The organism is Bradyrhizobium sp. 155 (genome assembly GCF_023101105.1).
Lineage (GTDB): Bacteria > Pseudomonadota > Alphaproteobacteria > Rhizobiales > Xanthobacteraceae > Bradyrhizobium > Bradyrhizobium canariense_D.
Genome location: NZ_CP064704.1, coordinates 7,001,273 through 7,025,568 on the forward strand (window position 1 = coordinate 7,001,273; position 24,296 = coordinate 7,025,568).

At 63.5% G+C, this 24,296-nt stretch carries 21 protein-coding genes; 10 read left to right on the top strand and 11 right to left on the bottom strand.

From position 1 onward, the window contains the following. Nucleotides 1-70: 70 nt before the first annotated feature. Entirely contained in the window at nt 71-1,195 is a 1,125-nt protein-coding gene (locus IVA93_RS33475; protein ID WP_018458191.1) for a lysozyme inhibitor LprI family protein, read from the top strand. Between the two features lie 162 nt (nt 1,196-1,357). On the opposite strand, the gene IVA93_RS33480 is transcribed toward IVA93_RS33475, so the two are convergent. From IVA93_RS33480 to IVA93_RS33505, 6 genes are all read right to left on the bottom strand, one after another. Continuing rightward, entirely contained in the window at nt 1,358-2,557 is a 1,200-nt protein-coding gene (locus tag IVA93_RS33480; protein WP_026233521.1) for an ABC transporter substrate-binding protein, read from the bottom strand. 79 nt (nt 2,558-2,636) lie between these two features. Then, complete coding sequence (locus IVA93_RS33485; RefSeq protein WP_018458189.1) at nt 2,637-4,475, bottom strand: AMP-dependent synthetase/ligase; 1,839 nt, start codon at nt 4,473-4,475, stop codon at nt 2,637-2,639. A 125-nt stretch (nt 4,476-4,600) separates the two neighbouring features. Continuing rightward, nucleotides 4,601-5,389, bottom strand: coding sequence for an ABC transporter ATP-binding protein (locus IVA93_RS33490; protein ID WP_018458188.1), 789 nt, complete (start codon nt 5,387-5,389; stop codon nt 4,601-4,603). A 4-nt stretch (nt 5,390-5,393) separates the two neighbouring features. Next, a complete protein-coding gene (locus IVA93_RS33495) occupies nt 5,394-6,152 on the bottom strand; it encodes an ABC transporter ATP-binding protein (RefSeq protein ID WP_247789486.1) in 759 nt (252 codons plus the stop codon). Continuing rightward, entirely contained in the window at nt 6,149-7,300 is a 1,152-nt protein-coding gene (locus tag IVA93_RS33500; RefSeq protein WP_018458186.1) for a branched-chain amino acid ABC transporter permease, read from the bottom strand. The genes IVA93_RS33495 and IVA93_RS33500 overlap by 4 nt, the downstream gene beginning before the upstream one ends. Nucleotides 7,301-7,304: 4 nt before the next feature. After that, nucleotides 7,305-8,180 (bottom strand): branched-chain amino acid ABC transporter permease, encoded by an 876-nt coding sequence (locus tag IVA93_RS33505; protein WP_018458185.1) that lies wholly within the window; start codon nt 8,178-8,180, stop codon nt 7,305-7,307. 263 nt (nt 8,181-8,443) lie between these two features. Between IVA93_RS33505 and IVA93_RS33510 the strand changes: the two genes are divergently transcribed. From IVA93_RS33510 to IVA93_RS33530, 5 genes are all read left to right on the top strand, one after another. Beyond that, nucleotides 8,444-9,193 carry an ABC transporter ATP-binding protein gene (locus IVA93_RS33510; protein WP_247452647.1) on the top strand — a complete coding sequence of 250 codons (750 nt, stop codon included), beginning with the start codon at nt 8,444-8,446 and terminating at the stop codon, nt 9,191-9,193. Then, complete coding sequence (locus tag IVA93_RS33515) at nt 9,190-10,716, top strand: hypothetical protein (RefSeq protein ID WP_018458183.1); 1,527 nt, start codon at nt 9,190-9,192, stop codon at nt 10,714-10,716. The genes IVA93_RS33510 and IVA93_RS33515 overlap by 4 nt, the downstream gene beginning before the upstream one ends. Nucleotides 10,717-10,837: 121 nt before the next feature. Next, nucleotides 10,838-11,650, top strand: a complete 813-nt coding sequence (locus IVA93_RS33520; RefSeq protein ID WP_018458182.1) for an MBL fold metallo-hydrolase — start codon at nt 10,838-10,840, stop codon at nt 11,648-11,650. Between the two features lie 62 nt (nt 11,651-11,712). Beyond that, the gene (locus IVA93_RS33525) at nt 11,713-12,234 is read left to right on the top strand and encodes a hypothetical protein (protein WP_018458181.1); all 522 of its coding nucleotides are present in this window, start codon (nt 11,713-11,715) and stop codon (nt 12,232-12,234) included. A gap of 116 nt (nt 12,235-12,350) precedes the next feature. Beyond that, complete coding sequence (locus IVA93_RS33530) at nt 12,351-13,400, top strand: amidohydrolase family protein (protein ID WP_018458180.1); 1,050 nt, start codon at nt 12,351-12,353, stop codon at nt 13,398-13,400. A 96-nt stretch (nt 13,401-13,496) separates the two neighbouring features. On the opposite strand, the gene IVA93_RS33535 is transcribed toward IVA93_RS33530, so the two are convergent. After that, nucleotides 13,497-13,952, bottom strand: coding sequence for a cupin domain-containing protein (locus tag IVA93_RS33535; protein WP_018458179.1), 456 nt, complete (start codon nt 13,950-13,952; stop codon nt 13,497-13,499). A gap of 234 nt (nt 13,953-14,186) precedes the next feature. Here IVA93_RS33535 and IVA93_RS33540 point away from each other — a divergent pair, with 234 nt between their 5' ends. Continuing rightward, entirely contained in the window at nt 14,187-14,579 is a 393-nt protein-coding gene (locus tag IVA93_RS33540) for a hypothetical protein (protein ID WP_026233519.1), read from the top strand. Here the strand turns inward: IVA93_RS33540 and IVA93_RS33545 are convergent, their stop codons facing one another. Continuing rightward, on the bottom strand, nt 14,580-15,836 hold the full coding sequence (locus tag IVA93_RS33545; RefSeq protein ID WP_018458177.1) for an aminopeptidase: 1,257 nt from the start codon (nt 15,834-15,836) through the stop codon (nt 14,580-14,582). A 113-nt stretch (nt 15,837-15,949) separates the two neighbouring features. Beyond that, on the bottom strand, nt 15,950-17,311 hold the full coding sequence (locus IVA93_RS33550; protein WP_018458176.1) for a class-II fumarase/aspartase family protein: 1,362 nt from the start codon (nt 17,309-17,311) through the stop codon (nt 15,950-15,952). 420 nt (nt 17,312-17,731) lie between these two features. Between IVA93_RS33550 and IVA93_RS33555 the strand changes: the two genes are divergently transcribed. Beyond that, complete coding sequence (locus IVA93_RS33555) at nt 17,732-19,291, top strand: winged helix-turn-helix domain-containing tetratricopeptide repeat protein (RefSeq protein ID WP_018458174.1); 1,560 nt, start codon at nt 17,732-17,734, stop codon at nt 19,289-19,291. A gap of 43 nt (nt 19,292-19,334) precedes the next feature. Here IVA93_RS33555 and IVA93_RS33560 read toward each other — a convergent pair whose 3' ends face one another. Together IVA93_RS33560 and mddA are read right to left on the bottom strand one after the other, a co-directional pair. Next, a complete protein-coding gene (locus IVA93_RS33560; protein WP_026233518.1) occupies nt 19,335-19,757 on the bottom strand; it encodes a GFA family protein in 423 nt (140 codons plus the stop codon). Nucleotides 19,758-19,986: 229 nt separating this feature from the next. Next, nucleotides 19,987-20,772 carry a methanethiol S-methyltransferase gene (gene mddA / locus IVA93_RS33565; RefSeq protein ID WP_018458172.1) on the bottom strand — a complete coding sequence of 262 codons (786 nt, stop codon included), beginning with the start codon at nt 20,770-20,772 and terminating at the stop codon, nt 19,987-19,989. Nucleotides 20,773-20,906: 134 nt separating this feature from the next. Between mddA and IVA93_RS33570 the strand changes: the two genes are divergently transcribed. Together IVA93_RS33570 and IVA93_RS33575 are read left to right on the top strand one after the other, a co-directional pair. Beyond that, nucleotides 20,907-22,457: a winged helix-turn-helix domain-containing tetratricopeptide repeat protein gene (locus IVA93_RS33570; RefSeq protein ID WP_026233517.1), complete on the top strand. Its 1,551-nt coding sequence runs from the start codon at nt 20,907-20,909 to the stop codon at nt 22,455-22,457. 265 nt (nt 22,458-22,722) lie between these two features. Continuing rightward, nucleotides 22,723-24,273 (top strand): ABC transporter substrate-binding protein, encoded by a 1,551-nt coding sequence (locus tag IVA93_RS33575; RefSeq protein WP_026233516.1) that lies wholly within the window; start codon nt 22,723-22,725, stop codon nt 24,271-24,273. Nucleotides 24,274-24,296 lie beyond the last annotated feature (23 nt).

Consider the following 24,296-nt stretch of genomic DNA (forward strand, 5'->3'; position numbering starts at 1 on the left):
ACCCCACAAAGTCATTTCGCCGCGCGATTCGGGACGCTAGCATGCCCGCGGCTATGCGGGGGCGACTGGAATGCGGTTCATCGTGCTGACTATGCTTGCGCTGCTGGCCTTGCCGGCGGCTCCAGGCTTCGCGCAATCCAGCCCGTCCGACCGCTCCGTCGCCGACAGGCTGCCGCTGTTCGCCAGGAACAACTGCCAGCAGATCCGCGATCCCGGCAATCAATTGTTCTGCGGTGATGCCGAGCTTGCCGCCGCCGCCGAGAAGCTGAGCACGGGAATCGAGGCGCGGCTTGCCCGCCTGCCCGATCGCCTGCCCGGGATCGAGGAGAACGCGATCTGGATCCGCCAGCGCAATCTCGGTTGCGGCATCGTCGGCCAGACCGCGATCCGCGCCGAAGATTTCGACCGGGTGAAGGCATGTCTTCTCAAGGTGACCGATGAGCGCGCAGCGATCGTACGCGATCCGGATTTCGACTGTCTCGCCGCCAACACCGCCGCGGGCGCGCTGATCTGTGCGGACCCGTCGCTGGCGCTGGCCGAGACTGAGTTGAACAGCCAGGTTCTCGGCCTGATCGGCAAGCTCGATCCGACCGCGGCGCGCTTTGCCTTCGCCGAATACGGCCGGTGGACGCGGGAGCGCGATCGCAAATGCAATCTGGTTGGCAAGGAGAACGTGCCGCTCGGGGAGCTCGAGTCCGCGGAGGACTGTCTCGCCGGCTATCTGAAGCACAAGGCTGACGAGATTGGCACGGCGAAAGGCGATCCGAAGAAGGTGTTCGGCCGGCAGGTCGCAGCCCACTCGCCCGACACCGATGCCGTCGATTTCTGCGCCGCGCGAATCCACGCGGCCAATTCCTGCGGCAACTTCCTCCGCATCAACCGCGTCTACGCACTCGACAGCCAGGTGGGCGAGCAGGAAGCGCAGGTCACGGGCGAGATCGAGATGGCCGTGCTGGCGCCCTTCGCCACCTGCAGCAAGATCGCCACGACCTGTACGGGCACCTGCTGGGATGCCAGAACGGGTCGTCCGCAGCCCGGCGTCGGCAACAAGGAGCGCTCCACGGACGCCTTCAACGTCACACGCCGCCTGCGGATCCAGCGCACGTTTGCATTTGTCAAAGCCGCCGATGGCTGGCGCTGCCGGGAAGACGAACTGGCCCCGGTGAATTCAGGCACCGCAGGTGGGGGATCGTAGGGCTGTGTGCTCTCCCTCTCCCCGCTCTTCGCAGGGAGAGGGTTGGGGTGAGCGGCTGCTTCAGCGAATCCGGTGACAGTTAGACTCGCGGAGAGCCCCCTCACCGGGAAATTTGCTGCGCAAATTCCCGCCTCTCCCCGCATGCGGGAAGAGGCGAAGAAATCAAAACATCAGATTGTCCTTCACCAGAACCCAGCGGCCGCCCTTGACCTGCTGCACCTGGGTGATGGTGTTGGCGAGGTGGTCGGTCTTGGAGAATTTGGTCGGCGGCGAGTTGAAGATGTCGAGGAACTTGTCGCCCGATTCCAGCGCGTCCAGCATCTTCTGGCCGGTCAGATCCTTGCCCGCCTTGTTGGCGTAAAACGCGAACGTCATCACCGCATTGTAGCCAATGATGGCCTGCGTGTTGGCATCGGTGCTGAACATCTTCTTGTAGTTGACCAGCCAGTCCTTCACCTTGCCCTTTGCGGTGTCCTCATAGGGAATCTCGAATCCGGACGCAGCATAGAGGCCTTCGACCGCCTCCTTGCCGAGCATGGGCACCTCCATCACGTTGGTCGGCGTCGCGCCGAGAAAGGTGACCTCCCAGCCGAGCTTCTTGGCTTCCGTCATCGCGCCGATGGGCTCACGGAGCACAGCGCCGAGCACAACGAGGTCGCAGCTGTCGGACTTCATCTTGGCGATCTGCGCGCTGAAGTCGGAGGCACCGCGCTTGTAGCTCGTGATCGAGGCCGGCTGCACCTTCATGGCAGTAAGCTGCTGGTTGAAGCCGTCGAGCACGTTCTTCCCGTACTCGTCGTCCTGATGCATGATGCAGGGTTTCTTGAAGTTCTTCCACTCCATCATGTATTTCAGCGCCGCCCGCGTACTCTCGACATAGGGCAGCAGATTGTTGAACTTCAGCCGCTCCTGCGGCTTGGCGGGATCGAACTTGAACGTGAACTCCGCCGCCGTCAGCGGGAAGAGCTGAAGCACGCCGGCGTCGAGCAGGATATCCTGCGCCGCCAGCACGGTCGGCGAGCCCATTGGCCCCACCATCGCGAAGATCTTGTCGCGCTCGATCAACTTCTGCGACGCGAGCACGGCCTTCTTCGGATCGTAGCCGCTGTCCTCGACGACAAGCCGAATCTTCCGCCCCTGGACGCCGCCGGCGGCGTTGATCTCCTCGACCGCCATCTTCATGCCGTTCGAGACTGGCACACCCCAGCCCTTGATCGGCCCCGACAGATCCTGATGGGTGCCGATGACGATCTCGGAGGCCGAGATGCCCTCATTGGTGACCTTGGTCTGCGCCGCGGCAGGCAGACAGGTGAGCACCACCGCGCCTGCCGCAAAGCCGAACGTTTTCAACGATCTCGACATTGAAGTCTCCTCTCCTTGGGGCCCTTATGATGCGAAGGGTGGGGCCTTCACTCCTTCCCTGTTATTCAAACAAGATTGTTCAAGCCACCGCCCGCGCCGGATACATCGCGTCGATCTCGGCGGCATAACGCTTGTTCACGAAGCCGCGCTTCAGCTTCATGGTTGGCGTCAGCTCTTCGTCCTCCGGGGTGAGCTGGCGTTCGATCAGATAGAATCTCTTGATGGTCTCGACGCGGGCGAAATTGGCATTGACCGTTTCGATTTCGCGCCAGATCAGGTCCTGGATCTCCGCCGCGCGGCACAGGCTGGCATAATTGGTGAAGGGGATGTCGTGGTCCTGCGCGAATTTCTCGACATTCTCCTGGTCGATCATCACGAGGCAGGTGAGGTATGGCCGCTTGTCGCCGATCACCACGGAATCCGAGATGTAGGGCGAGAATTTCAGTTGATTTTCGATTTCGGACGGCGTGATGTTCTTGCCCCCGGAGGTGATGATGATGTCCTTCATCCGGTCGGTGATGCGGACGAAGCCCTCATTGTCGATGGTGCCGACGTCGCCGGTATGCAGCCAACCGCGATGGTCGATGGTCTCGGCTGTCCTCTCCGGCTGGTTCAGGTAGCCCATGAACAGGAAGTCGCCCCTGATCAGGATTTCCCCCTCGGGTGACAGCGCGACTTCGCCCCAGGAAACCGCCTTGCCTACCGAGCCGAGCTTGATCCGCTCCGCCGGCATCATGGTGGCGACCCCGCAATTCTCGGTCTGGCCGTAGACCTCGTGAATGTCGATGCCGAGCGCGAGATACCAGCGGATCAGCTCCGGCGCGATTGGCGCCGCGCCGGTGAAGGCGATGCGGCAACGGTCGAGCCCGATCATGCGTCGGATGTTGCGGAAGACGACCCGGTAAGCGATGCCGTTGGCGAGCCGCAACGGCAGCGGCGGCGGCTTGCCTTCAATCCTGCAATCGACCATGCGATAGCCGATGTCGATGGCGCGGCGGTAGACCCATTGCTGCAACCGCGTCGCATCCTTCAGCGCGATGGTGATCGCGGAATAGAATTTCTCCCAGATCCGCGGCACCGCGAGGAAGATGGTCGGCTGCACCTCGCGCAGATTGTCCGGCACAGTCTCCGGACTCTCGGCAAAATTCATCACCGAGCCAAGCGCGACCGAGATGTAATAGCCGCCGATCCGTTCGGCGACGTGGCAAAGCGGCAGGAAGATCAGCCGGTCCTCGTTCTCGCGCGCCGGAATGAAATCGTTGGCGTGCCGCATCTGGTGCGTGACGCTACGGTTGGCGTGCATGGCGCCCTTGGGCGGACCCGTGGTGCCGGATGTATAGACGAGGACCGCGAGATCGCTTGCGCTACGACTGTCGACCATCTCCTGCCACAGCGCCTCGCGGCCGGCCATGTGGTTGCGCCCGAGCGCGCGAAACTCGTCGAGCGACATCACCATTTCATCGGAGAAGCCGCTGAGGCCCTCCATGTCGAACACGATGATCTTTCGCAGAGACGGGCAGCGTGCGCGACAGGCCAGGATCTTGTCGAGTTGCTCCTCGTCCTCGGCGAAGATCACCTTCGTCCGGGAATCGTTGACGAGATATTCGACTTGGGATGAGGCATCGGTCGGATAGATCCCGGAAGAGACGCCGCCGGCGCACAGAATGCCCATGTCGACATGGACCCATTCCGGCACGGCGTTGGCGATGATGGAAGCAACGTCGCCGGGCCTGAAGCCGATGGCATGCAGCGCGTAGGCGACCTCCTTCGAGATCTCCAGCCATTCGCGCCAGCTGGTCGGCTGCCAGATCCCGAATTTCTTCTCGCGTATAGCCGGCCTGTCGCCCCGCGTCTCCGCGGCGCGCAAAAAGCTTTTCGCGATCGTGTCAGCGACCGTCAGCACCGCCGGTCGGGCCATGCACGTCTCCTCCCTGTCGCGTTCCCCTCCGCTGCCTGCCTTGCCGGCGGTCTATATTGGCGGATGGGCTTTGGTATTTAAGGCTTTTTCTAACGCCAAGTCTTCCCTTAACGCCAAGTCTTCCTCTAACGCCAAGTCTTCTTCTTTTTCCAGCGCCGCTCGCCTCGTGCGCCCGCTTCCTTGGCGCCAAGGTAGAATTCCTGGATGTCCTTCGAATGCATCAAGCGGTCGCAGCTGTCGTTCATCACGATCCGGCCGGTCTCCAGTACATAGCCATAATGCGCCGTCTCCAGCGCCACCTTGGCGTTCTGCTCGACCAGCAGGATCGACATGCCCTGCTCCTCGTTGACGCGCCGGATGATCGCGAAGATTTCCTTCACCAGGATCGGCGACAGCCCAAGCGAGGGCTCGTCGAGCAGCAACAGAGTCGGCCGGTTCATCAGCGCGCGGCCGATCGCGAGCATCTGCTGCTCGCCGCCGGAGAGCTGTCCGGCCGGCTGGTTGATGCGCTCCTTCAGCCGCGGGAAATAGCCGTAGACGCGCTCCAGATCGTCCGCAACGCCGTTACGATCCTTGCGCGGATAGGCCCCCATCATCAGGTTCTCGCGCACGGAGAGGAACGGGAACACCTCGCGTCCCTCCGGCACGTGGCTGAGGCCCAGCCGCACGATCCTGTCCGCCTCCATGCGTTGAATCGACTTGCCCATGAACTCGATGGCGCCCTTCTGCGGATCGAGAATGCCCGAGATCGTCTTCAGCACCGTCGTCTTGCCGGCGCCGTTGGCGCCCAGCAGCGTGACGATGCGGCCGCGCGGCACTTCGAGCGAGATGCCGCGGATGGCCATGATCGGCCCGTAATAGCTCTCGATGTTGGAGAGTTTCAGGATGATGTCTGGTGTTACCACGGCATCCATCGCGTCAGGCTCCCAGATAGGCGGCAACGACATCGGGGTGCTGTTGCACTTCGGCGGGCGAGCCCATCGCCAGCACCCGGCCGTAGTTCAGGGCGATGGCGCGGTCGGAGACGCGGTTGACCAGCGACATATCGTGCTCGACCATGAGCACGGTGACGCCGAGCTCGCTCTTCAGGTCGCGGATCCAGAACGACATGTCGTCGGTCTCCTCCACGTTGAGGCCGGAGGACGGCTCGTCGAGCAGGATCAGCTTCGGCTCCGAGCACAGCGCGCGGGCCAGCTCGATCACCTTGCGCACGCCGTAAGGCAGACCCGAGATCAGCTTGTCGCGGTAGGGCTCGAGATCGAGGAATTCGATGACCTGTTCGACCCTGCGGCGATGCACCTTCTCGTCGGCGCGCACGCCCGGCAGGAACAACAGCTCCTGCCAAAGCTGCGTGGTCGAATGCCGGTGGCGGCCGACCAACAGGTTCGACAACACCGTCGCATTCTCGAACAGTTCGATGTTCTGGAACGTGCGGGCGATGCCGAGCCTTGCGATGTCGTGGGGCGGCTGCTCCGTGATGTCCTGGTCTTCGAAGAAGATGCGACCCGAGGTCGGGCGGTAGATCCGCGAAATCAGGTTGAAAATCGAGCTCTTGCCGGCACCGTTGGGCCCGATGATCGAGAGGATCTCGCCCTTCTCGACCGCGAACGACACCGCATCGACGGCCTTCAGCCCACCGAAATGCAGGGACAAGTTCTCGGCGCGAAAATAGCTCATCGGTTGCGCTCCGACTTCACGTAGATCTTCTGCCGCTTGAAGGTGGCGCGCTTGTAGAGCGGGAACAGCTGGAAGAAGAGTTTGATCTTGAGCCAGCGGCCGTAAAGCCCGAGCGGCTCGAACAGCACGAACAATACGATGATGATGCCGTAGATCGCGCCTTTCAGGCCGTTGAGCGAGGCAAAGGCCGCGACCTTGGACTGGACATTGGCTGCGGCTTGCGTGCCCGCTCCGAAGGTCGCTGCAATGCCGGCGATGATGCCGGGCATGTCGTCCTTGAGGTAGGTCAGGAACGGATCGATCATCACGATGAAGATTGCCCCCAGCACCGCGCCGTGCAGGCTGAAGGTGCCGCCGATCAGGATTACGATGATGAACTCGATCGAGAGTTGGAGCGTGAACATCTCCGGCGAGATGAAGGAGAGCTTGTGCGCAAACAACACGCCGGCGAAGCCGGTGATCGCCGCGGAGATCGCAAAGGACTTCACCTTGTACAGCGCGACATTGACGCCCATGCTGCGCGCAGCGGTCTCGCTGTCGCGGATCGCGACGAAGGCGCGCCCGGTGGGCGAACGCAGCAGATTGAGCGTACCGACGATGGTCAGCACCAGCACGGCGAGGCAGAGGAAATAGAAAGTGGGGCTGTCGCGCGGCACCGCAACGCCGAGCAGCGACAGCGTCTTCACCCGCATGCCCTCGTTGCCGTGGGTCACGCTCTCCCAACGCGCCAGGATCTCCTCGACGATCAAGGCGAAGGAGATAGTGGCGATGACGAGGTAGATGCCCTGGAGCCGCAGCGCGGGAAAGCCGACCAACGCGCCAATGCAACCGGACAGAAGGCCTGCGGCGAGGAAGTAGACCGGGAACGGCACGTTGTACGTCTGCAAGTACGCCGCCGTGTAGGCGCCGATCGCGAGGAACGCCGCGTGCCCGAGCGAGGCCTGCCCGGTGAAACCGGTCAGGATCAGCAGCGCCACGCCGACGGTCGCATAGATGCAGACGAAGACGAGCTGGCTCATCAGATAGCTGGAGAGCACATAGGGCGCGATCAGCAGCACGGCCAGCAGGAGACCGTATGAGACGTAATAGCCCGAATGCGGAAACAGCCTGATGTCGTCCTCGTAGTCGGTCTTGAACAGGAAGCGCATGCGTTCAGACCTTCTTGCGGACGTGAAGGCCGAACAGGCCTTCGGGCTTGAGCAAGAGCACGGCGAGCAGCACGATGTAGGGCGCGACGTCCTTCCAGCCCTCGGCCAGATAGAAGCCCGCCATGCTCTCGATGACGCCGATCAGGACGCCGCCGACCACGGCGCCGGGGATCGAGCCGAAGCCGCCGAGCACGGCGGCCGGAAACGCCTTGAGGCCGAGCACGAGGCCGACATTGGAATGGATGAAGGTGATCGGCGCCAGCAGCACGCCGGCGCAGGTCGCGACCGCCGCGCTGATCGCCCAGACGATCGACACCACGCGCTTGACCGGAATGCCCATGTAATAGGCCGCGAGCATGTTCTCGGAACTGGCGCGCATCGCAGTGCCGAGCGTGGTCTTGTTGAAGAACAGATAGAGCAGCGTGCACAGGATCATGGTCGCCGCGATCACCGAGAGCTTGTCGTAGGCGAGCACCAGCGGGCCGATGCGCAGCACGCCCTGGCTAAACGGCGTCTCGATCTTCAGATCATCGGTCCCCCAGATCATGCCTGCGATCGAGCGCAGGAAATAGCCGAGCCCGATGGTGGCCATGATGATGGAGAATTGCGGATAGCCGAGGATCGGCCGCACCACCACGCGCTCGGCCAGCATGCCGAACAGCGCCATCGCCGCCACCGCACCGGCAAAGCCGATCCAGTAGTTCAGCCCCATCATGCCGATGAAGGTGAAGGCAAAGAAGCCGCCCAGCATCATCAAATCGCCCTGGGCGAAATTGACGACCTCGGTGGCTTTGTAGACAAGCACGAAGCCGAGCGCGATCAGGCCGTAGACGCAGCCGAGCGCAACACCGCTGACCAGCTGCTGAACGAAATCCAGCATCGTCGCGCATCCTCCCGATACAACCGGCGGTTCTTCCTGACCGCCTTGCCGCATCTTGTGTTCAGTCGCTACGCAGTCGTTTCGCTGCGTTCGCGCCATTCGTCCCTTCACCAATTCAGCCTGAACCGCCAAGCGCTGTCAACAAACGGTGACTTGCCATTAGTCCAATCCGGATGACGGAATTTGCGGCAGCGCGATTCACGGTGCCGAAACATCTTCGGGGCATGGTCGCGAGCGATGCAAAACCGCAAGGTGTGGCCGTGATGAAGCGGGACGACTCGGCGCTCGAAGTCATGGGGTTAACGAAGTGTTTTGACCGTCTGGCGGTCGATAACCTCGATCTCACCATCCATGCCAGCGAATTCTATGCGCTGGTCGGCCCCAACGGCGCCGGCAAGACCACCACTTTGCGCATGGTTGCAGGCCTTTTGCGGCCCGATGCCGGCTCGGTCTCCATCTTCGGCATCGATGCGCTCCAAAACCCCGTCGCCGCCAAGCAGGTGATGGCGTGGGTCTCCGACGAGCCCATGATCTATGACAAGCTCACGCCGCTCGAATATCTCGAGTTCGTAGCCGGTCTGTGGGGCATCGCACCATCGGCCTCGGAACCGGTCGCCGCGGAGCTCCTGAACTCGCTCGGGCTCGAGCCGCACCGGCACGAACGCTGCGAGGGCTTTTCCAAGGGCATGCGCCAGAAGGTCGCCCTCGCCGGCGCCCTGGTGCACGATCCCCGCCTCATCATCCTCGACGAGCCGCTGACGGGACTGGACGCCGTCTCCGCCCGCCATGTCAAGGGACTCCTGAGCGAGCGCGTCCGCGCCGGCTGCACCGTCATCATGACCACGCATATCCTCGAGGTCGCCGAACGCATGGCCGACCGCATCGGCGTGATCGCAGCCGGCCGCCTGGTTGCCGAGGGCACGCTGACTGAGCTCCGGCAGCAAAACGGGCACGCCGATACCAGCCTGGAAGATCTCTTCATCGCGCTGGTGACCCTCCAGGAAGCCGCATGAGCTCGGCCACCGCGCTGTCCTGGTTCGCCCGCCACGAGCTCCGGCTCGCCTGGCGCGAATGGCTCGCCATGATGACCGGCGGGCGGCGCAATCGAACGCGTGCCGCGGTGATCGGCCTGCTGTTCTTCGCGGCGCTGCTGCACGTCCCGGCCTGGGCGGTGATCGGCCGCTTCGCCGACCTGCAATTGCCGCTCGACAAATCCTCGCTGATCGTGATTTCGGCGACAATTTTTCTGGCCTGGACGCTGATGCTGTCACAGGCGATCGAATCGGTGACGCGGGTGTTCTACGCACGCGCCGATCTCGACCTCATCATGTCCTCACCCGCGACGCTGGCCAATCTGTTCTCGGTGCGCATCGCCGCGATCGCGCTCGCCATCACGGTGATGGCGCTGCTGTTCTCGACACCCTTCATCGACGTGCTGGTGTTCGGGGGCGGCGCGCGCTGGCTTGCAGCGTTCGGCGTCGTCGTCGCGATGGGCCTGTCGGCCGCAGCGATCGCGATCGCCGTCACCATCCTGCTGTTCCGCCTGATCGGTCCGGCGCGGACACGGTTCGTCGCCCAGATCCTCGCCGCCATCATCGGCGCCGGCTTCGTGATCGCGCTCCAGGTGGCGGCGATCATGTCCTACGGCACGCTGTCGCGCTTCACCATCCTGACCTCGGGTAGCTTGGCCGCTTACGCGCCCGATGCCGACAGCATCTGGTGGTGGCCGGCGCGGGCGGCGATGGGGGATGCCGAAGCGCTGCTGCTGCTCCTGGCGCTCGGCCTCGTGCTGCTCGGAGGCGTCATGGCGATCTTCTCGGGCCGCTTTGCGGACACGGCGATCGATGCCGCCGCCTATGGCGCGTCCGGCCGTCGCAGCGCGAAGGAGCGCCCGTTCCGCGGCGGATCGCGGCAGCATGCCCTACGGCGCAAGGAATTTTCGCTGCTCTGGCGCGATCCCTGGCTGATCTCGCAGACACTGATGCAGCTGCTCTATCTGGTGCCGCCGGCATTGCTGCTCTGGCGCAACTTTGCCGACAGCTCCGCGGCGCTGACGCTGATCACGCCCGTCATCGTCATGGCGGCGGGACAACTCGCCGGCGGGCTTGCCTGGCTGACGCTCTCGGGCGAGGACGCGCCCGACCTGGTTGCGACCGCGCCATTGCCGCCGTCCAGCGTCATCCGCGCCAAGATAGAGGTGGTGCTGATCGCGATCGGCGTCATCTTCTGCCCGCTGATCGCGGCGCTCGCTTTCGCCTCGGCGTTCCAGGCCGCGGTCAGCGCCGGTGCGGTCATCGTCAGTGCGGCCTCCGCCACCGCAATCCAGCTCTGGTTCCGGGTGCAAGCCCGGCGCAGCCAATTCCGCCGCCGCCAGACCTCGTCGCGGCTTGCGACCTTTGCCGAGGCGTTCTCCTCGATCGGCTGGGCTGCCAGCGCCGCGCTGGTGCTCACGCTGCCCATCGTCGGCCTCGTCAGCAGCCTGATCACCGCGAGCCTCGTCGCCCTCACCTGGAAGTTCAGCCCGCGGCGGGAGTAGTAAAGGCGCGAATCATAGGGCGGCGTGACGGTGCGACACTGACGCGCTGTTGATCGCGCGCTGTTGGCCACGCGCTGCATTGCAAGCTAGACTTTCCCCTGAAGTCATCGGGGATGAATTCATGCGACGACTGGTTTCGGCCGCTCTGGCGCTGTTCGGCGCATTCCTCTCACCTGCCATCGCCCAGCAGTCGCAGCGCAGCGAATGCTTGGCGATGGCGAATGCTGCGCCGCGCCTCATGTCGGTCGCGTTCAGGCAGGCGGCGGCTGCGCCCGAGGTCGAGATCACCTATGCCGGCCATTCCACCTATTTCATCGACACGCCCGGCGGCTTACGCATCGCCACCGACTATAGCGGGGCCTACCAGGTGGGCCGGCTGCCCGATGTCGTCACCATGAACCGGGCCCACAGCACGCACTACTCTTTATATCCCGACAAGCGCATTCCTCGTGTGCTGCATGGCTGGGGCGAGGACGGCAAGCCGGCCATCGTGTCGGAGCGCATCGGCGACACCTTCATCCGCAACGTCACGACCGACATCCGTCGCTATTTCGGCGACGATGCCGGCGCCGACATGATCCGTGACGGCAACTCCATCTTCATCTTCGAGGTGGCGGGCCTCTGCATCGGCCATCTCGGCCATCTTCACCACAAGCTCGATGACAGCCACTTCGCCCAGATCGGGCGGCTCGACATCGTGATGGTGCCGATCGACGGCACCTACACCATGTCGCTCGACGGCGTCTCCGAGATCACCAAGCGGCTGCGCGCCTCGGTGGTGCTGCCGATGCACCGCTTCGCCACCCCGCTCGACGATTTCATGCAACGCATCGGCCAGCAGTTCGAGATCGACCGGCGCATGGAACGAAGTTTCCGGATGTCCCGAGATGCGTTGCCGTCGAAGCCGACGGTGATCATCCTCGACGGGGTGTGACGCAATTTTCTCCAAGTCGGCTGCCGGCCGGTCGTGCTGATCTCCCGCAAAGGGAGATCGACATGACCGACTTTGCGAGATTATTGCACGCGGACGGACCGAACCCCCAGCACGCGGCGGCACTCCAGCTTTATGGCCGCTTCGTCGGCGATTGGGACGCCGAGATCACCGCCCATGGACCCGATGGAACGAAACACACCGCGCCCGGCGAAATCCATTTCGGCTGGGTGCTGGAGGGCCGCGCCGTGCAAGACGTCTGGATCATTCCGCGCCCGGCCGGCAGCCCGGCCTTGCCGATCGCCGGCAATTGGTACGGCACGACGCTGCGGGTCTACGATCCGACCATCGATGCCTGGCGGATTTCATGGTTCGATCCCGGCCGCTGCATATTCCGCCAGCAGATCGGCCGTCCACGCGATGCCGACATCGTGCAGGAAGGCACGACCGAAGCTGGCGACCTGACGCGCTGGAGTTTTACGGAAGTCACCGAGGATTTCTTCCACTGGCTCGGCGAGGTCAAGCCGGCCACCGCAACCGATTGGCGGCTGGTGGTCGATGTGAGGGCGAAGCGGCGCAAGGGTTGACGCCGGCGCCGCTGTACCGCGATGACGGGCGCGATTGCGCAACGCGCGTTGGTGCATGCGAGGACGAGGTGCTAGGCTCCCAAAACAAGAAGCATACATCAAGGGAGCGCACGCCGATGGCTGCAAGCGGTTTGCCCGCCAACACGAGCGGGCTATTCGTCGAGCCGCGCGAGGACTGGCTCGCGCTGCATCAGGAGGAGATCATCGATCCCTCACGGCCGATCGTCGATCCCCATCACCATCTCTGGAATCGCGGGCACCGCTATCTGATCGAGGAGATGGCGGCAGATATCGCCTCCGGCCACAACGTCATCGCCACCGTCTATGTCGATTGCCGCTCGATGTATCGCGCGCACGGGCCGGAGGCGTTCCGGCCGGTGGGCGAAGTCGAGTTCGCCAATGGCGTCGCCGCGATGAGCGCCAGCGGCGGTTACGGCAAGGCCGCGATTTGCGCCGGCATCGTCAGCCACGTCAATCTGCTGCTCGGCGATGCCGCACAACCCGTGTTGGAGGCCGAGATCGCGGCGGGCAACGGTCGCTTCCGCGGCATCCGGCATTCCTCGGCCTGGGACCAGGATCCTGCTGTCGCCGGCATGTATGCGAGCCGGCCGCAGGGATTGCTGCAGGACCCGACCTTCCGCAAGGGCTTTGCCTGCCTCGCGCCGCTCAACCTGAGCTTCGACGCTCGGCTGTTCCATCCGCAAATCGGCGAGCTGACCGAGCTCGCCCGCGCATTTCCCGACACCAGGATCGTGCTCGACCATTGCGGCGGCCCGGCCGGAATCGGCCGCTTTGCGGGGCGACGCGAGGAGGTGTTTCCGCAATGGCGCGCCTCGATCCGGGAGATCGCCAAATGCGAGAACGTGGTGGTGAAGCTCGGCGGGCTCGCGATGTGCCTGCTCGGCTACGACTTCCATTTGCGCGCGAGTCCGCCATCATCCAAGGAGCTTGCCGCGGCGTGGCGGCCTTACATCGAAACCTGCATCGAGGCGTTTGGACCCGAGCGCGCGATGTTCGAGAGCAACTTCCCGCCGGACAAGGGCCAGTGCAGCTACCAGGTGATCTTCAACACGTTCAAGCGTATCGCGGCGCCCCTGAGCGAGACCGAGAAGACGGCGTTGTTCTCGCAGACCGCGAGCAATTTCTACCGGCTCGATTTGCCTTAAAGGGATTGGCACCATGACGAGAACAGGGGCCGGGATGTTGATCCCGGCCCCTGTTCCGTCGTGACCGCTGGGAAGCGTCCTTGAACTGTTTGAACTCTAATTTGCGCCCATCAGCGAGGCCGGACGGCGCTCGCCGGTGGCGACGAAGATCTTCTTGAGCTTGTTGACGACGCGGATCAGGAAGCCGATCATCACGGGATTGGTCTTGCGGCAGAAGGCGATCTTCTTGACGTGGCCTTCGACATGCCATTTGGCATGCGCGCCGTCGCGGAAGAAGATGACGTCGCCCGGGCCGTAGCGCTTCGGCGGCATGCCGTCGCTTTCGAGCACGATCGATCCTTCCATGATCATGATCGTCTCGTCGATATCGTAGTACCAGTTGAAGCGCCCTTCGGTGCAGGCCCAGATGATGGTCGAAGCGGTGCCGTCGGCGCTGGTGGACAGGATGTGCGAGCGCGACACCGGATTGCCTTCGATAATCCAGGACGGCTCGATCGGCCGCAGCTCGAGATCTACATTGCAATGACTGATTTCAATCAATGTGCGCGACATCTGTTTCCTCGGGGGATAAAATATGACCTGCCCGGATCTCGGCCCGGATTGTTCAAAGATGGCGGGAACGCTAGTAGCCGATTTTTAATTCTTTCTTACGCAGGGCCCGACAATCAGCCGCAAGTTGCAGACGCGAAACGGTTAACGTCGCAATTTCCCTGCAATTTCGAGCACATGAACCCTTCTTTTCCGGGGTGCGACAAAGTGCGCGAAGCATCTGAAGGAGCCATGCCGATGCCCCTCACCCCGGAGGTTCTCAAAGCTCATGGCGAGGTCGTCGCCTGGCTCGGCAGCCTCGATGTCTCCTTCGCAACCGAAGAGGAGCCCTGGTTCACCGTTGACGGCATCGAAAGCCCCGGGCAGATCGGCGGTGACCTCCATGAGATGCTTCGGGCGGCGGATGCGCTCGAGGCGACACTCGACGACGAGGACGACGTCAACGAGGCCCCCGAGCAAATCCGCAGGGGCCTCGACCTGCCCGAGGCGAATGATCCGGTCGGTGCGCTCTACGATGCGGTGGCGGCCTCCGACGCCGTCGTGCGGGCCACCGACGGCAGCCCGTTCACGACGTTGTTCAACCGCTTCAGCATCGACAACAGCCCGATGCTGCGCAACCCGGCTGCGTAGTTACTTCGCCCATTCGCCCTTGCGAAACACCGGCACTTTGCTGCCGTCGGCGAGAATGCCGTCGATGTCGGTCTCGGCCGAGCCGATCATCCAGTCGATATGGATCAGGCTCTGGTTGCCGCCTTGCGCGGCGATCTGCTGCGGCGTGAGCTGCGCGCCGTTGACGAAGCACTTCGAGTAGCACTGGCCAAGCGCGATGTGCGAGGCAGCGTTCTCGTCGAACAGCGTGTTGTAGAACAACAGTCCGCTCTGCGAGATCGGCGAGGAATGCGGCACCAGGGCCACCTCGCCGAGACGGCGCGCGCCCTCGTCGGTATCGAGCACCTTGTTCAGTACCTCCTCGCCGCGCGAAGCCTTCGCATCGACGATCCTGCCGTCCTCGAAACGCACCGCGATCTTGTCGATCAGCGTGCCCTGGTAGGACAGCGGCTTCGAGCTCACGACATGGCCGTAGACGCGCCGGCAATGCGGCGTGGTGAAGACCTCTTCGGTCGGGATATTGGCGTTGCAGCTGATGCCGTTCTTGGAGAGCGAAGCGCCGCCTTCCCATTCATGGCCGTCGGCGAGCCCGATGGTGAGGTCAGTGCCCGGTCCCGAGTACTGGAGCGCGCGGAAACGCTGGCCGTTGAGCCAGTTGGTGCGCTCGCGCAGCACCGCATTGTGGCTCGCCCAATTGGCCGGCGCGTCGTCGCGATCGACGCGGGACGCCGCGAAGATCGCGTCCGCGAGCTTGCCGATCGCGACCTCTTCAGGATCGTTCGGAAAGACTTGCTTTGCCCAGGATGGGCTTGGATACGCAATGATGTTCCAGTTGGTATCGAAATTGACGATCTTTTCCAGCGCCGGCTGATAGGCCATGGAATTGGCCTTGCTGGCGCGCGCGACCTTGGAAGCATCTTCGCCCGACAGCAGCATCGGATTGTCGCCGACGATGGCGAGACGGGCGGTGTTGTTGGAGAACGCCTTGGCCATGCCCTCGTAGAGCCAGTTGGCGGCGCGATCGAAGCTGTCGTCGTGGCCGTGGCGGTAGCGCGCCAGCGTCATCTCTTCGTCGGAGAGAATGGGCGTCACGATGCCGGCGCCGGCCTTGTAGGCATGCACGGCAATCCGCCGCACCAGCGGCAACGCGATCGCAGGTGCCGTCAAGAGCAGATCCTGGCCCGGCCGCAAGCCCAGGCCCACCTTCACCGCCACCTCGGCCAGCCGGTCGAGCTTCACGGGATCGATGGGAGTGGAGGTGATGCGTTGATCAGTCATGCCGGGTCCTCTGCCGAACGTCTCTTGCTCAATTTAAGTCTAGCATCGCGAGACACAAGTGCGCGAGTGCCTTGCGACACCCCAAAGATACGCAGTTTCGCGCATTTTGGTTTTCAACGCGTTGCCGATTTCAGCACCCGGTCGACCATGGCGGGAGCAAGGCCGAGGTAATTTTTCGGTGATGTCAGCGCCTCGATCGTGGCACGGTCGATTCTGACAGAGACGCGGGCGTCGGAAGACAGCGCGTCCGCCAGCGTAAGACCTTTCTCATTGGCGAGCCGGCAGGCATCATAGACCACGTCATGGGCCTCCTGCCGTCCGATCTGCGGCGCAAGCCCCATCATGACGGCTTCGGCCACGATCAGACCGCGGCTGACGGCGAGATTCTCGTTCATCTTGCTTTCATCCACGATGAGGCCGGCGAGCGCGAATTTCGCCTGGTGCAACGCGCCGGCGGTCAGCACGAAGCTCTCGGGGATCGCCATCCATTCGGCGTGCCAGGGCCCGGTGGCGCGCTCGAAATCCTGCACCATGGCATCCAGCATGAGGCCGGCATGCTGGCGCACCGCCTTGGACGCCGCGAGCATGAGTTCCGAGGAGATCGGGTTGCGCTTCTGCGGCATGGTCGAGGAAGCGCCGCGTCCCTTGACAAAGGGCTCATAGACCTCGGCGAATTCGGTCGAGGCCATGATCATGATGTCGAGCGCGATCTTGCCGAGCGAGCCGGTGACCAGCGCCAGGAAATTCACGGCCTCGGCAAAACCGTCGCGTGCGACGTGCCAGGTCGAAGCGGGGACGCCGAGCCTCAGTTCGGCGCAGAGCGCTTCCTGCACCTCGAACCCCTTGTCGCCGAGCGAGGCCAGCGTGCCGGCGGCACCGGCGAACTGACCGACCAGGACGCGCGGCTTCAACTCACTGATCCGCTCGGCGTGGCGGTCGAACATCGCGAGCCAGATCGCGGTCTTGTAGCCGAAGGTGACCGGCAGCGCCTGCTGGAGATGGGTGCGGCCCGCCATCGGCGTGTCGCGGTAGCGCCTCGATAGATCGGCGAGGATCTTGCGCAAGCCCGCGATGTCCCGTTCGACGATCTCAAGCCCTGCGCGCAGTTGCAACACCACGGCGGTGTCCATGATGTCCTGCGTGGTCGCACCCCAATGCACATAGCGGCCGGCATCGCCGCATTGCTTCACCATCTGATGCACCAGCGGCAGGATCGGATAGCCGACGACATCGGTCTCCTGCCGCAACAGGTCGAAATCCAGCGCGGCAACATCGGTCCGCGCGGCGATCTGATCGGCCGCGTCCTGCGGAATCACTCCGCATCTCGCTTCCGCCTTCGCCAGTGCCACCTCGACCTCGGCATAGCGCGCGACCGTCGCGATATCGGAAAACACCTCCCGCACCTGCGGCGTGCCGAAGGCATCGCGGAACAGCATGGAATCGAGCACGGTGGTCGAGGCATGAAAAGCGGGCATGGGCGTTTCTTCGTGGTTGGTGTTTTGTGTGAGGGCAGCTTACGCACACGGAACTGTTCGGCAATGGACATTCACTATTCGTCACACATTCGATGCCGTCGCGAAGGCCAGGACAACGTCGGCAGCTGCCGCACGCCATTGCCTCAACACCGTCATTGCGAGGAGCCCTTGCGACGAAGCAATCCACGCTGGCTCCGCGGCGGCAGGCTGGATTGCTCGCAACGACGTGAGGAAATCGCGACAATCCGGCCGAAACGGCTTTATTCTAATCCAGGTTGCATTCCTCCCCGTAAACTGCATGCCTGCCATCACGCGATCGTGGTGAACCGGGCAGGCCCCTCGGCGGACTCACAGACATCAGCCGAAATCCGTTTTGCTTTCATTATTGCCCGATGTTGCCTTGAGGTCTGAGTTTTCGACGTGCAGTTTCTGTTCCGGGATCACCTGCTCGATACCGACTTGCGCGAGCTGAGCCGCGAGCAGGTTCCCGTTGCCGTGGAGCCACAGGTCTTCGATCTCGTCGTCCACCTCATGGAGAACCGCGATCGGGTGGTCAGCAAGGACGAGCTGATCGACAAGATCTGGCACGGGCGCAGCGTCTCCGAATCCACGCTGACCAGCCGGATCAATGCGGCACGCAAGGCGGTCGGAGACAGCGGCGCGAGCCAGGCGCTGATCCGCACCATCTCACGCAAGGGTTTTCGTTTCGTCGGCGACGTCGAAACCAAGCGTGGGGCAACCGCGCCGGAATCCGATTTCGAAGCGAAGCTTCTACGGGCCCCGCTGCCGCTACCGGACCGCCCCGCGATCGCGGTGCTGCCCTTCACCAACATGAGCGGCGACCGCGAGCAGGATTATTTCTCGGACGGAATCAGCGAGGACATCATCACCGCGCTGTCGAAGCTGCGCTGGTTCTTCGTCATCGCGCGCAACTCCTCCTTCGTCTACAAGGGCCGCGCGGTGCACATGAACGAGGTCGCGCGCGAGCTCGGCGTGCGCTACGTGCTCGAAGGCAGCGTGCGGCGGAGCGGCGATCGCGTGCGTATCTCCGCGCAGCTCAACGACGTCTCGACCGGCAGCCATCTCTGGGCCGAACGCTACGACCGCGAGCTTGCCGACATCTTCGCGGTGCAGGACGAGATCACCGAGGCGATCGTCGCCGCGATCGAGCCGCAGCTCTATACCGCCGAGAGTTTTCGCGCCCAGCAGAAGCCGCCGGGAAGCCTGGATGCCTGGGACCTTGTGATGCGCGCATTGTCGCATTACTGGCGCATCACCCGCGAGGACAATGCCGCCGCGCAAGGACTGCTCGAAGAGGCCGTCGCGCTCGATCCCGCCTATGGCAAGGCACTCGGCCTGCTCGCAACCAGCCACATCTTCGGCGCGCATATGGGCTGGTCCGACATGGCCCCGACCGTGCCGGTAGCCGAGCGCGCCGCGCTCGCGGCGGTGGAGGCCGATCGCGAAGATGCCTGGGCTCATCATGGTCTGGCGTATGCTTATCTATTCCGCCGCCGCTTCGACGACGCGCTGGCGGAGTTCGAACTGGCGCTGAACCTCAATCCGAACTTTGCGATGGCGCACGCCTTCTATGGCGTGACGCTGTGCTACGCGGGACGATGGCAGAACGGCGATGTCGCGGCGCGCCGCGCGCTGCGGCTGAGCCCGCGCGACCCGCTCGCAGCAATCTATTGCGGCGTCGCGGCCTATGCCCGGTTCATCGGCCGCGATTACGAAGGCGCCGCACAGATGGCGCGCGAGTCGATGCGGCAGCGCGCCGATTTCGTCGGCGCGCATCGCGTGCTGACGGCCGCCGCCGGTATGTCAGGGGATTCCGCGCGCGCGGCTTCCGCCTTGGAAGGCTTGCGCCGCGCCCAGCCCGGCATCTCGCTGGCCTGGATCACACGCGAGCTGCCGATGCTGCGGGACGAGGATCGCGAGCATTATCTCGAGGGATTGCGGCGCGCGGGGATGAGGTAGCTAATTTCTCGTCTCCCGCTTGCGGGAGAGGAGAAGGGCGCCGCTACTCCTGCATCATCTCGCCGCTGCCGCCGAATTCGGCCGGGAAATCCTTGAGCTTGGGCAGTCCGTCGCGCATTGGCAGCACCGTCTCGGCGTAATTGACGTGGACGCCTGGTGCAAACGCGAGGGTGGGGATGGTGGCAGTGAAGACGTCGATCAGGCCGAGCGGCGGATGGTTGGTCATGAGATGACCGCCGCACTTCTTGCAATATTTGCGCTGGCTGAGCGGCGTCTTCGCAAAGGTCTCGACATTCTCTGCACCTTCGCTGATGCGCACGGCTTCGGGCTTCCACAGGCTGAAGGCGTTCACCGGACCGCCCGACCACGAGCGGCACGAGCTGCAATGGCAATAGCCCATCGCCTCCGGTGCACCTGTGACCTCGATCGTGACTGCGCCACAGAAGCAGTTTCCAACATGTTTCATTAGGTCGTCTCCGTTGATGATGGTTTAGATTCCTCCCCCCGCTCCTGTTTGCCGAGAACTCGGCAAAAACGAATGCGGGGTCGCGACGAGCTTTGCTCGCACTGATAGCGTCGGGGTGAGGGGGATTCACCCCGAGAAACGTTGAAGGTTGCGTCCGGCACGATCCGTTACGCGCCTCGGCGCCGCCGCGCATCCTCCTTTCGGCGGACGCGACGGAACGACGCGCAAGCTATACCGACTTGCGCCAGGGAATAAGCATCGACACCCGTTGTTTGTACTGCCGGTACTCGTCGCCGAAGAGATCGACGAGGTCGTGCTCCTCCAGCGCGATGCCGACGAAGATGTAGGCCGTGGTCACGGCGGCGAACAGCAGATGGCCCGCGGTCATGACCGGCGCCGCCCAGAACGCGATGATGAAGCCGAGATAGATCGGATGACGGACAAACTTGTAGAGCAGCGGCGTCTTGAATCGCGGCGGCGACGCCTCCTTGCCGACGAGATGATTGGTCACCTGATGCAAGCCGAACAGCTCGAAGTGATTGATGATGAAGGTCGAGGTGAACACCAGGACCCAGCCCGCCAGCGACAGCGTGACGATCGTCACAGCGATATCCGGATTCGCGACGTCCCATATGACCGTGGGCAGCGGACGCCACTGCCAGAACAGGAGGAGCAATGACAGGCTCGCAAACAGCACATAGGTGCTGCGCTCGACCGGCTTGGGGACGTACTGCGTCCACCAGGCCTTGAATTGCCGGCGCGCCATTACGCTGTGCTGGACCGCAAACAGGGCCATCAGGAGCAGATTGATGATGATGGCCTCGGCCACGGGCGTGTCGGTCCCGGTATCGATGGTCTTCGGCACCACCAGCCCCATGACGAAACCGATGGCGTAGAGAATGGTGATGAAAAACACGAGATACGCCGCAATTCCGTACAGAAAGGCGATGAACTTGAAAATGCGTGAGCCCGCAACCGGGCCGATAGGATGAACCTGATGATCAATTTGGGTCATAAACAGCTCCGTTGTGCCAAAACGCCGGCACTTCATTGGTCGCTGCACCATGCCGCACCGGAGGTCCCAAGACTTTCGCGGACGGTTGATTTTCGCCTGAGACGACTTTGATTTTTGCTTGAGACGACAAAAACGTGCGATTTTGCTTTGAAAACAACGTGCTCGACGGCGACCTGCGGGAACTCACTTGCAGCGGAGCCGCTGTGCCGTTGCAGCCGCAGGTGTTCGATCTCCTGCTCTATCTGGTGGCGCAGCGCACGCGTGTGGTCAGCAAGGATGACCTGATCAGCCAGATCTGGAGCGATCGGATCATCTCGGATTCCGCCCTGAACAGCCGGATCAACGCCGCCCGCAAGGCGCTCGGCGACGATGGCGCAAGCCAGCGGCTGATCAAGACCATTCCGCGCAAGGGTTTTCGTTTCGTCGGCGAAGTCCGGGAAGAAGTGGCAGCCACGACTGCGCCCGCGCAGCCCGTCGCTGCCCTGCCGCGCGTCCTGACGGACCGTCCGGCGGTCGCGGTGCTCGCTTTCGAGAACATGAGCGGCGATCCCGCACAGGACTATTTCGGCGACGGCATCAGCGAGGACATCCTCACCGCGCTGTCGAAGCAGCGCTGGTTCATGGTGATCGCCCGCAACTCGTCCTTTACCTACAAGGGACGCGCGGTCCACATCCGGCAGATTGCCGAGGAACTGGGCGTCCGCTACGTCGTCGAAGGCAGCGTGCGCAAGTCGGACAACCGGGTGCGCATCACCGCGCAGCTCAACGACGCCACGACGGGCAGCCATCTCTGGGCCGAGCGCTACGACCGCGAGCTGGTCGACGTGTTCGCCGTGCAGGACGAGATCACGAATGCGATCGCTGCGGCGATCGAGCCGCAGATCCATGCGGCGGAAAGTTTTCGCGCCCATCGCAAGCCCCCCGCGAGCCTGGATGCCTGGGATCTCCTGATGCGGGCGCTGTCGCATTACTGGCGCGTGACGCGGCGGGATCACGAGACCGCACGGGCGCTGCTAGAACGCGCGGTGGGGATCGACCCGAACTACGGCCAGGCGCTGTCGGTGCTCGCGGCGAACCACATGTTCGGCGTGCATCTCGGCTGGGCCGAGCTTGCCATGGTGGCGCCAGCGGCGGAAGCCGCCGCGCTCGCCGCGGTGCGCTGCGACCATGAGGATGCCTGGGCGCACGCCGCGCTCGGCAGCGTCTACTTCTCGACGCGAAGACTTGCCGACGCACTGTCCGAGTTCGAGCAGGCGCTCGCACTCAATCCGAACTTCTCGCTGGCGCAGGGCTATTACGCACTGGCGCTGTCCTATGCCGGGCGGCCGAAGGATTCATTCGAGGCAGCGCAGAGGGCAATGCGGCTGTCGCCGCGCGATCCATCCCTGGCGATCTATCACGGCATCGCCGGCTATGCCCGCTTCACCGAGCGGCGCTATGCCGAGGCCATCGCGCTCGCGCGCGAGGCAATCCGTCATCGCGGCGACCTTACCGGCGCCTACCGCGTGCTCGCGGTTTCTGCCGGCATGACCGGAGACGGCGTGCTTGGGGAGATGGCGCTGGGCGAGCTCCGCCGCACCCAGCCCAACATCTCGCTGCACTGGATTTCGACGCAATTGCCATGGGCGAATGAGGCCGACCGCGAGCACTATCTGGAAGGATTCCGGCGGGCGGGCTTGCGCTAGACGATCCTCACGCCGGGTCCGCGTCGCGCTTGCGGCGCAGATGGACGGATCGCGCGGCGCTGCGGCGCCGGATTGGCTGCCAAACGCCATAACAGGACGCGCTGTACATTTTTTGTGCGAACACTGTCGAGACTTTCATCTTGCGGCGCCGAACGAGACTGTGTGAGCCTCGATCCCGGATGGGGACTGGGATGGGCCGGCCATAGCTTTGCGCGCCATGACGTGCGAAGCGTTTGCGGCTGGTCTCGCTTGAGAAAGATACGACATGTCAAAACGAGTGTTGCTTGGTGTCCTCCTGGCTTGCGGTCTCGCGGCCCCGGCGCTGGCGCAAGACCCGAAAGCGGGTGGAGCGATCAATGCCGTGATTCAGCCCGAGCCGCCCGGCCTGATGCTGGCGATGGTCCAGAACGGCCCGGTGCAGATGGTGTCGGGCAACATTTTCGAAGGCCTGCTTCGCTACAGCCCCAAGCTCGAACCGCAGGCCGAGCTCGCCGAGAGCTGGAGTGTCAGCGAGGACGCAAAAACCTACACATTCAAGCTCAGGAAGGGCGTGACCTGGCATGACGGCAAGCCCTTCACCGCCGCCGACGTGCTGTTCTCGCTCGAGATGCTGAAACAGACCCACGCGCGTGCCCGCAACAATCTGGCGCAGGTCGACAAGGTCGAGGCTCCCGACGACTACACGGTGGTGTTCACGCTGAAGCAGCCGTTCGGCCCGTTCCTGGGCATCTTCGAGGTCGGCTCAATGCCGATGGTACCCAAGCATCTTTATGAAGGCACCGACTGGAAGACCAATCCCTACAATAACGCCCCTGTCGGCACCGGCCCCTTCATGTTCAAGGAATGGCAGAAGGGCTCTTTCATCCGCCTGGTCAAGAACCCGAACTATTACGAGAAGGGCAAGCCCTATCTCGACGAGATCTACTGGCAGATCATTCCCGATGCCGCGGCGCGCTCGGTGGCGTATGAGACCGGCAAGGTCGACGTGCTGCCCGGCGGCTCGGTCGAGAATTTCGACGTGCCCCGGCTCTCCAAGCTGAAGGACACCTGCGTCACCGGCGCCGGCTGGGAGTTCTTCTCGCCGCTGGCCTGGCTGTGGCTCAACAACCGGCAGGGTCCGCTCGCCGACAAGCGGGTGCGGCAGGCGGTCATGTTTGCGATCGACCGCGAGTTCGCCAAGGACGTGATCTGGAACGGGCTCGGCAAGGTCGCAACCGGCCCGTCGGCCTCGACCATCAAATACTACACCGACGACGTGCCGAAGTACCCTTACGATCCCGCCAAGGCCAAGGCGCTGCTGAAGGAAGCCGGCTACAAGGGCGAGAAGATCCGCCTTCTGCCGCTCGCCTATGGCGAGACCTGGCAGCGCTGGGGTGAAGCCGTGAAGCAGAACCTCCAGGACGTCGGCATGAACATCGAGACCATCGCCACCGACGTCGCCGGCGGCAACCAGAAGATCGGCGACTGGGACTACGACATCGCCTTCACCTACCTCTACCAGTACGGCGACCCCGCGCTCGGCGTCGGCCGCAATTACGTCTCCAGCGCGATTGCCAAGGGCCAGGTGTTCAACAACGTCGAGGGTTACTCCAACGCTGAGATCGACAAGCTGTTCGCCGAGGGCGCGGTGGCAACGCCGGACTCCAAGCGCAAGGAGATCTACGAGAAGGCGCAGAAGATCCTGGTCGAGGACGTGCCGGTGGCCTGGATGCTCGAGCTGCAATTCCCGACCATCATGCGCTGCAAGGTCAAGAACCTGATCACCACCGGGATCGGAGTCAACGACGGCTTCAAGGATGCATGGCTCGACAAGTGAGGGCTACCTCCGTCACCTCTCCC

What these genes read in the sequence shown, in the direction of transcription:
- IVA93_RS33490 (WP_018458188.1), bottom strand. Translation starts at nt 5,389, where the DNA reads ATGGATGCCGTGGTAACACCAGACATCATCCTGAAACTCTCCAACATC.
- IVA93_RS33550 (WP_018458176.1), bottom strand. Translation starts at nt 17,311, where the DNA reads ATGCCCGCTTTTCATGCCTCGACCACCGTGCTCGATTCCATGCTGTTC.
- IVA93_RS33530 (WP_018458180.1), top strand. Translation starts at nt 12,351, where the DNA reads ATGGCTGCAAGCGGTTTGCCCGCCAACACGAGCGGGCTATTCGTCGAG.
- IVA93_RS33535 (WP_018458179.1), bottom strand. Translation starts at nt 13,952, where the DNA reads ATGTCGCGCACATTGATTGAAATCAGTCATTGCAATGTAGATCTCGAG.
- IVA93_RS33505 (WP_018458185.1), bottom strand. Translation starts at nt 8,180, where the DNA reads ATGCTGGATTTCGTTCAGCAGCTGGTCAGCGGTGTTGCGCTCGGCTGC.
- mddA (WP_018458172.1), bottom strand. Translation starts at nt 20,772, where the DNA reads ATGACCCAAATTGATCATCAGGTTCATCCTATCGGCCCGGTTGCGGGC.
- IVA93_RS33540 (WP_026233519.1), top strand. Translation starts at nt 14,187, where the DNA reads ATGCCCCTCACCCCGGAGGTTCTCAAAGCTCATGGCGAGGTCGTCGCC.
- IVA93_RS33560 (WP_026233518.1), bottom strand. Translation starts at nt 19,757, where the DNA reads ATGAAACATGTTGGAAACTGCTTCTGTGGCGCAGTCACGATCGAGGTC.
- IVA93_RS33500 (WP_018458186.1), bottom strand. Translation starts at nt 7,300, where the DNA reads ATGCGCTTCCTGTTCAAGACCGACTACGAGGACGACATCAGGCTGTTT.
- IVA93_RS33485 (WP_018458189.1), bottom strand. Translation starts at nt 4,475, where the DNA reads ATGGCCCGACCGGCGGTGCTGACGGTCGCTGACACGATCGCGAAAAGC.
- IVA93_RS33520 (WP_018458182.1), top strand. Translation starts at nt 10,838, where the DNA reads ATGCGACGACTGGTTTCGGCCGCTCTGGCGCTGTTCGGCGCATTCCTC.
- IVA93_RS33575 (WP_026233516.1), top strand. Translation starts at nt 22,723, where the DNA reads ATGTCAAAACGAGTGTTGCTTGGTGTCCTCCTGGCTTGCGGTCTCGCG.
- IVA93_RS33510 (WP_247452647.1), top strand. Translation starts at nt 8,444, where the DNA reads ATGAAGCGGGACGACTCGGCGCTCGAAGTCATGGGGTTAACGAAGTGT.
- IVA93_RS33495 (WP_247789486.1), bottom strand. Translation starts at nt 6,152, where the DNA reads ATGAGCTATTTTCGCGCCGAGAACTTGTCCCTGCATTTCGGTGGGCTG.
- IVA93_RS33525 (WP_018458181.1), top strand. Translation starts at nt 11,713, where the DNA reads ATGACCGACTTTGCGAGATTATTGCACGCGGACGGACCGAACCCCCAG.
- IVA93_RS33545 (WP_018458177.1), bottom strand. Translation starts at nt 15,836, where the DNA reads ATGACTGATCAACGCATCACCTCCACTCCCATCGATCCCGTGAAGCTC.
- IVA93_RS33475 (WP_018458191.1), top strand. Translation starts at nt 71, where the DNA reads ATGCGGTTCATCGTGCTGACTATGCTTGCGCTGCTGGCCTTGCCGGCG.
- IVA93_RS33480 (WP_026233521.1), bottom strand. Translation starts at nt 2,557, where the DNA reads ATGTCGAGATCGTTGAAAACGTTCGGCTTTGCGGCAGGCGCGGTGGTG.
- IVA93_RS33515 (WP_018458183.1), top strand. Translation starts at nt 9,190, where the DNA reads ATGAGCTCGGCCACCGCGCTGTCCTGGTTCGCCCGCCACGAGCTCCGG.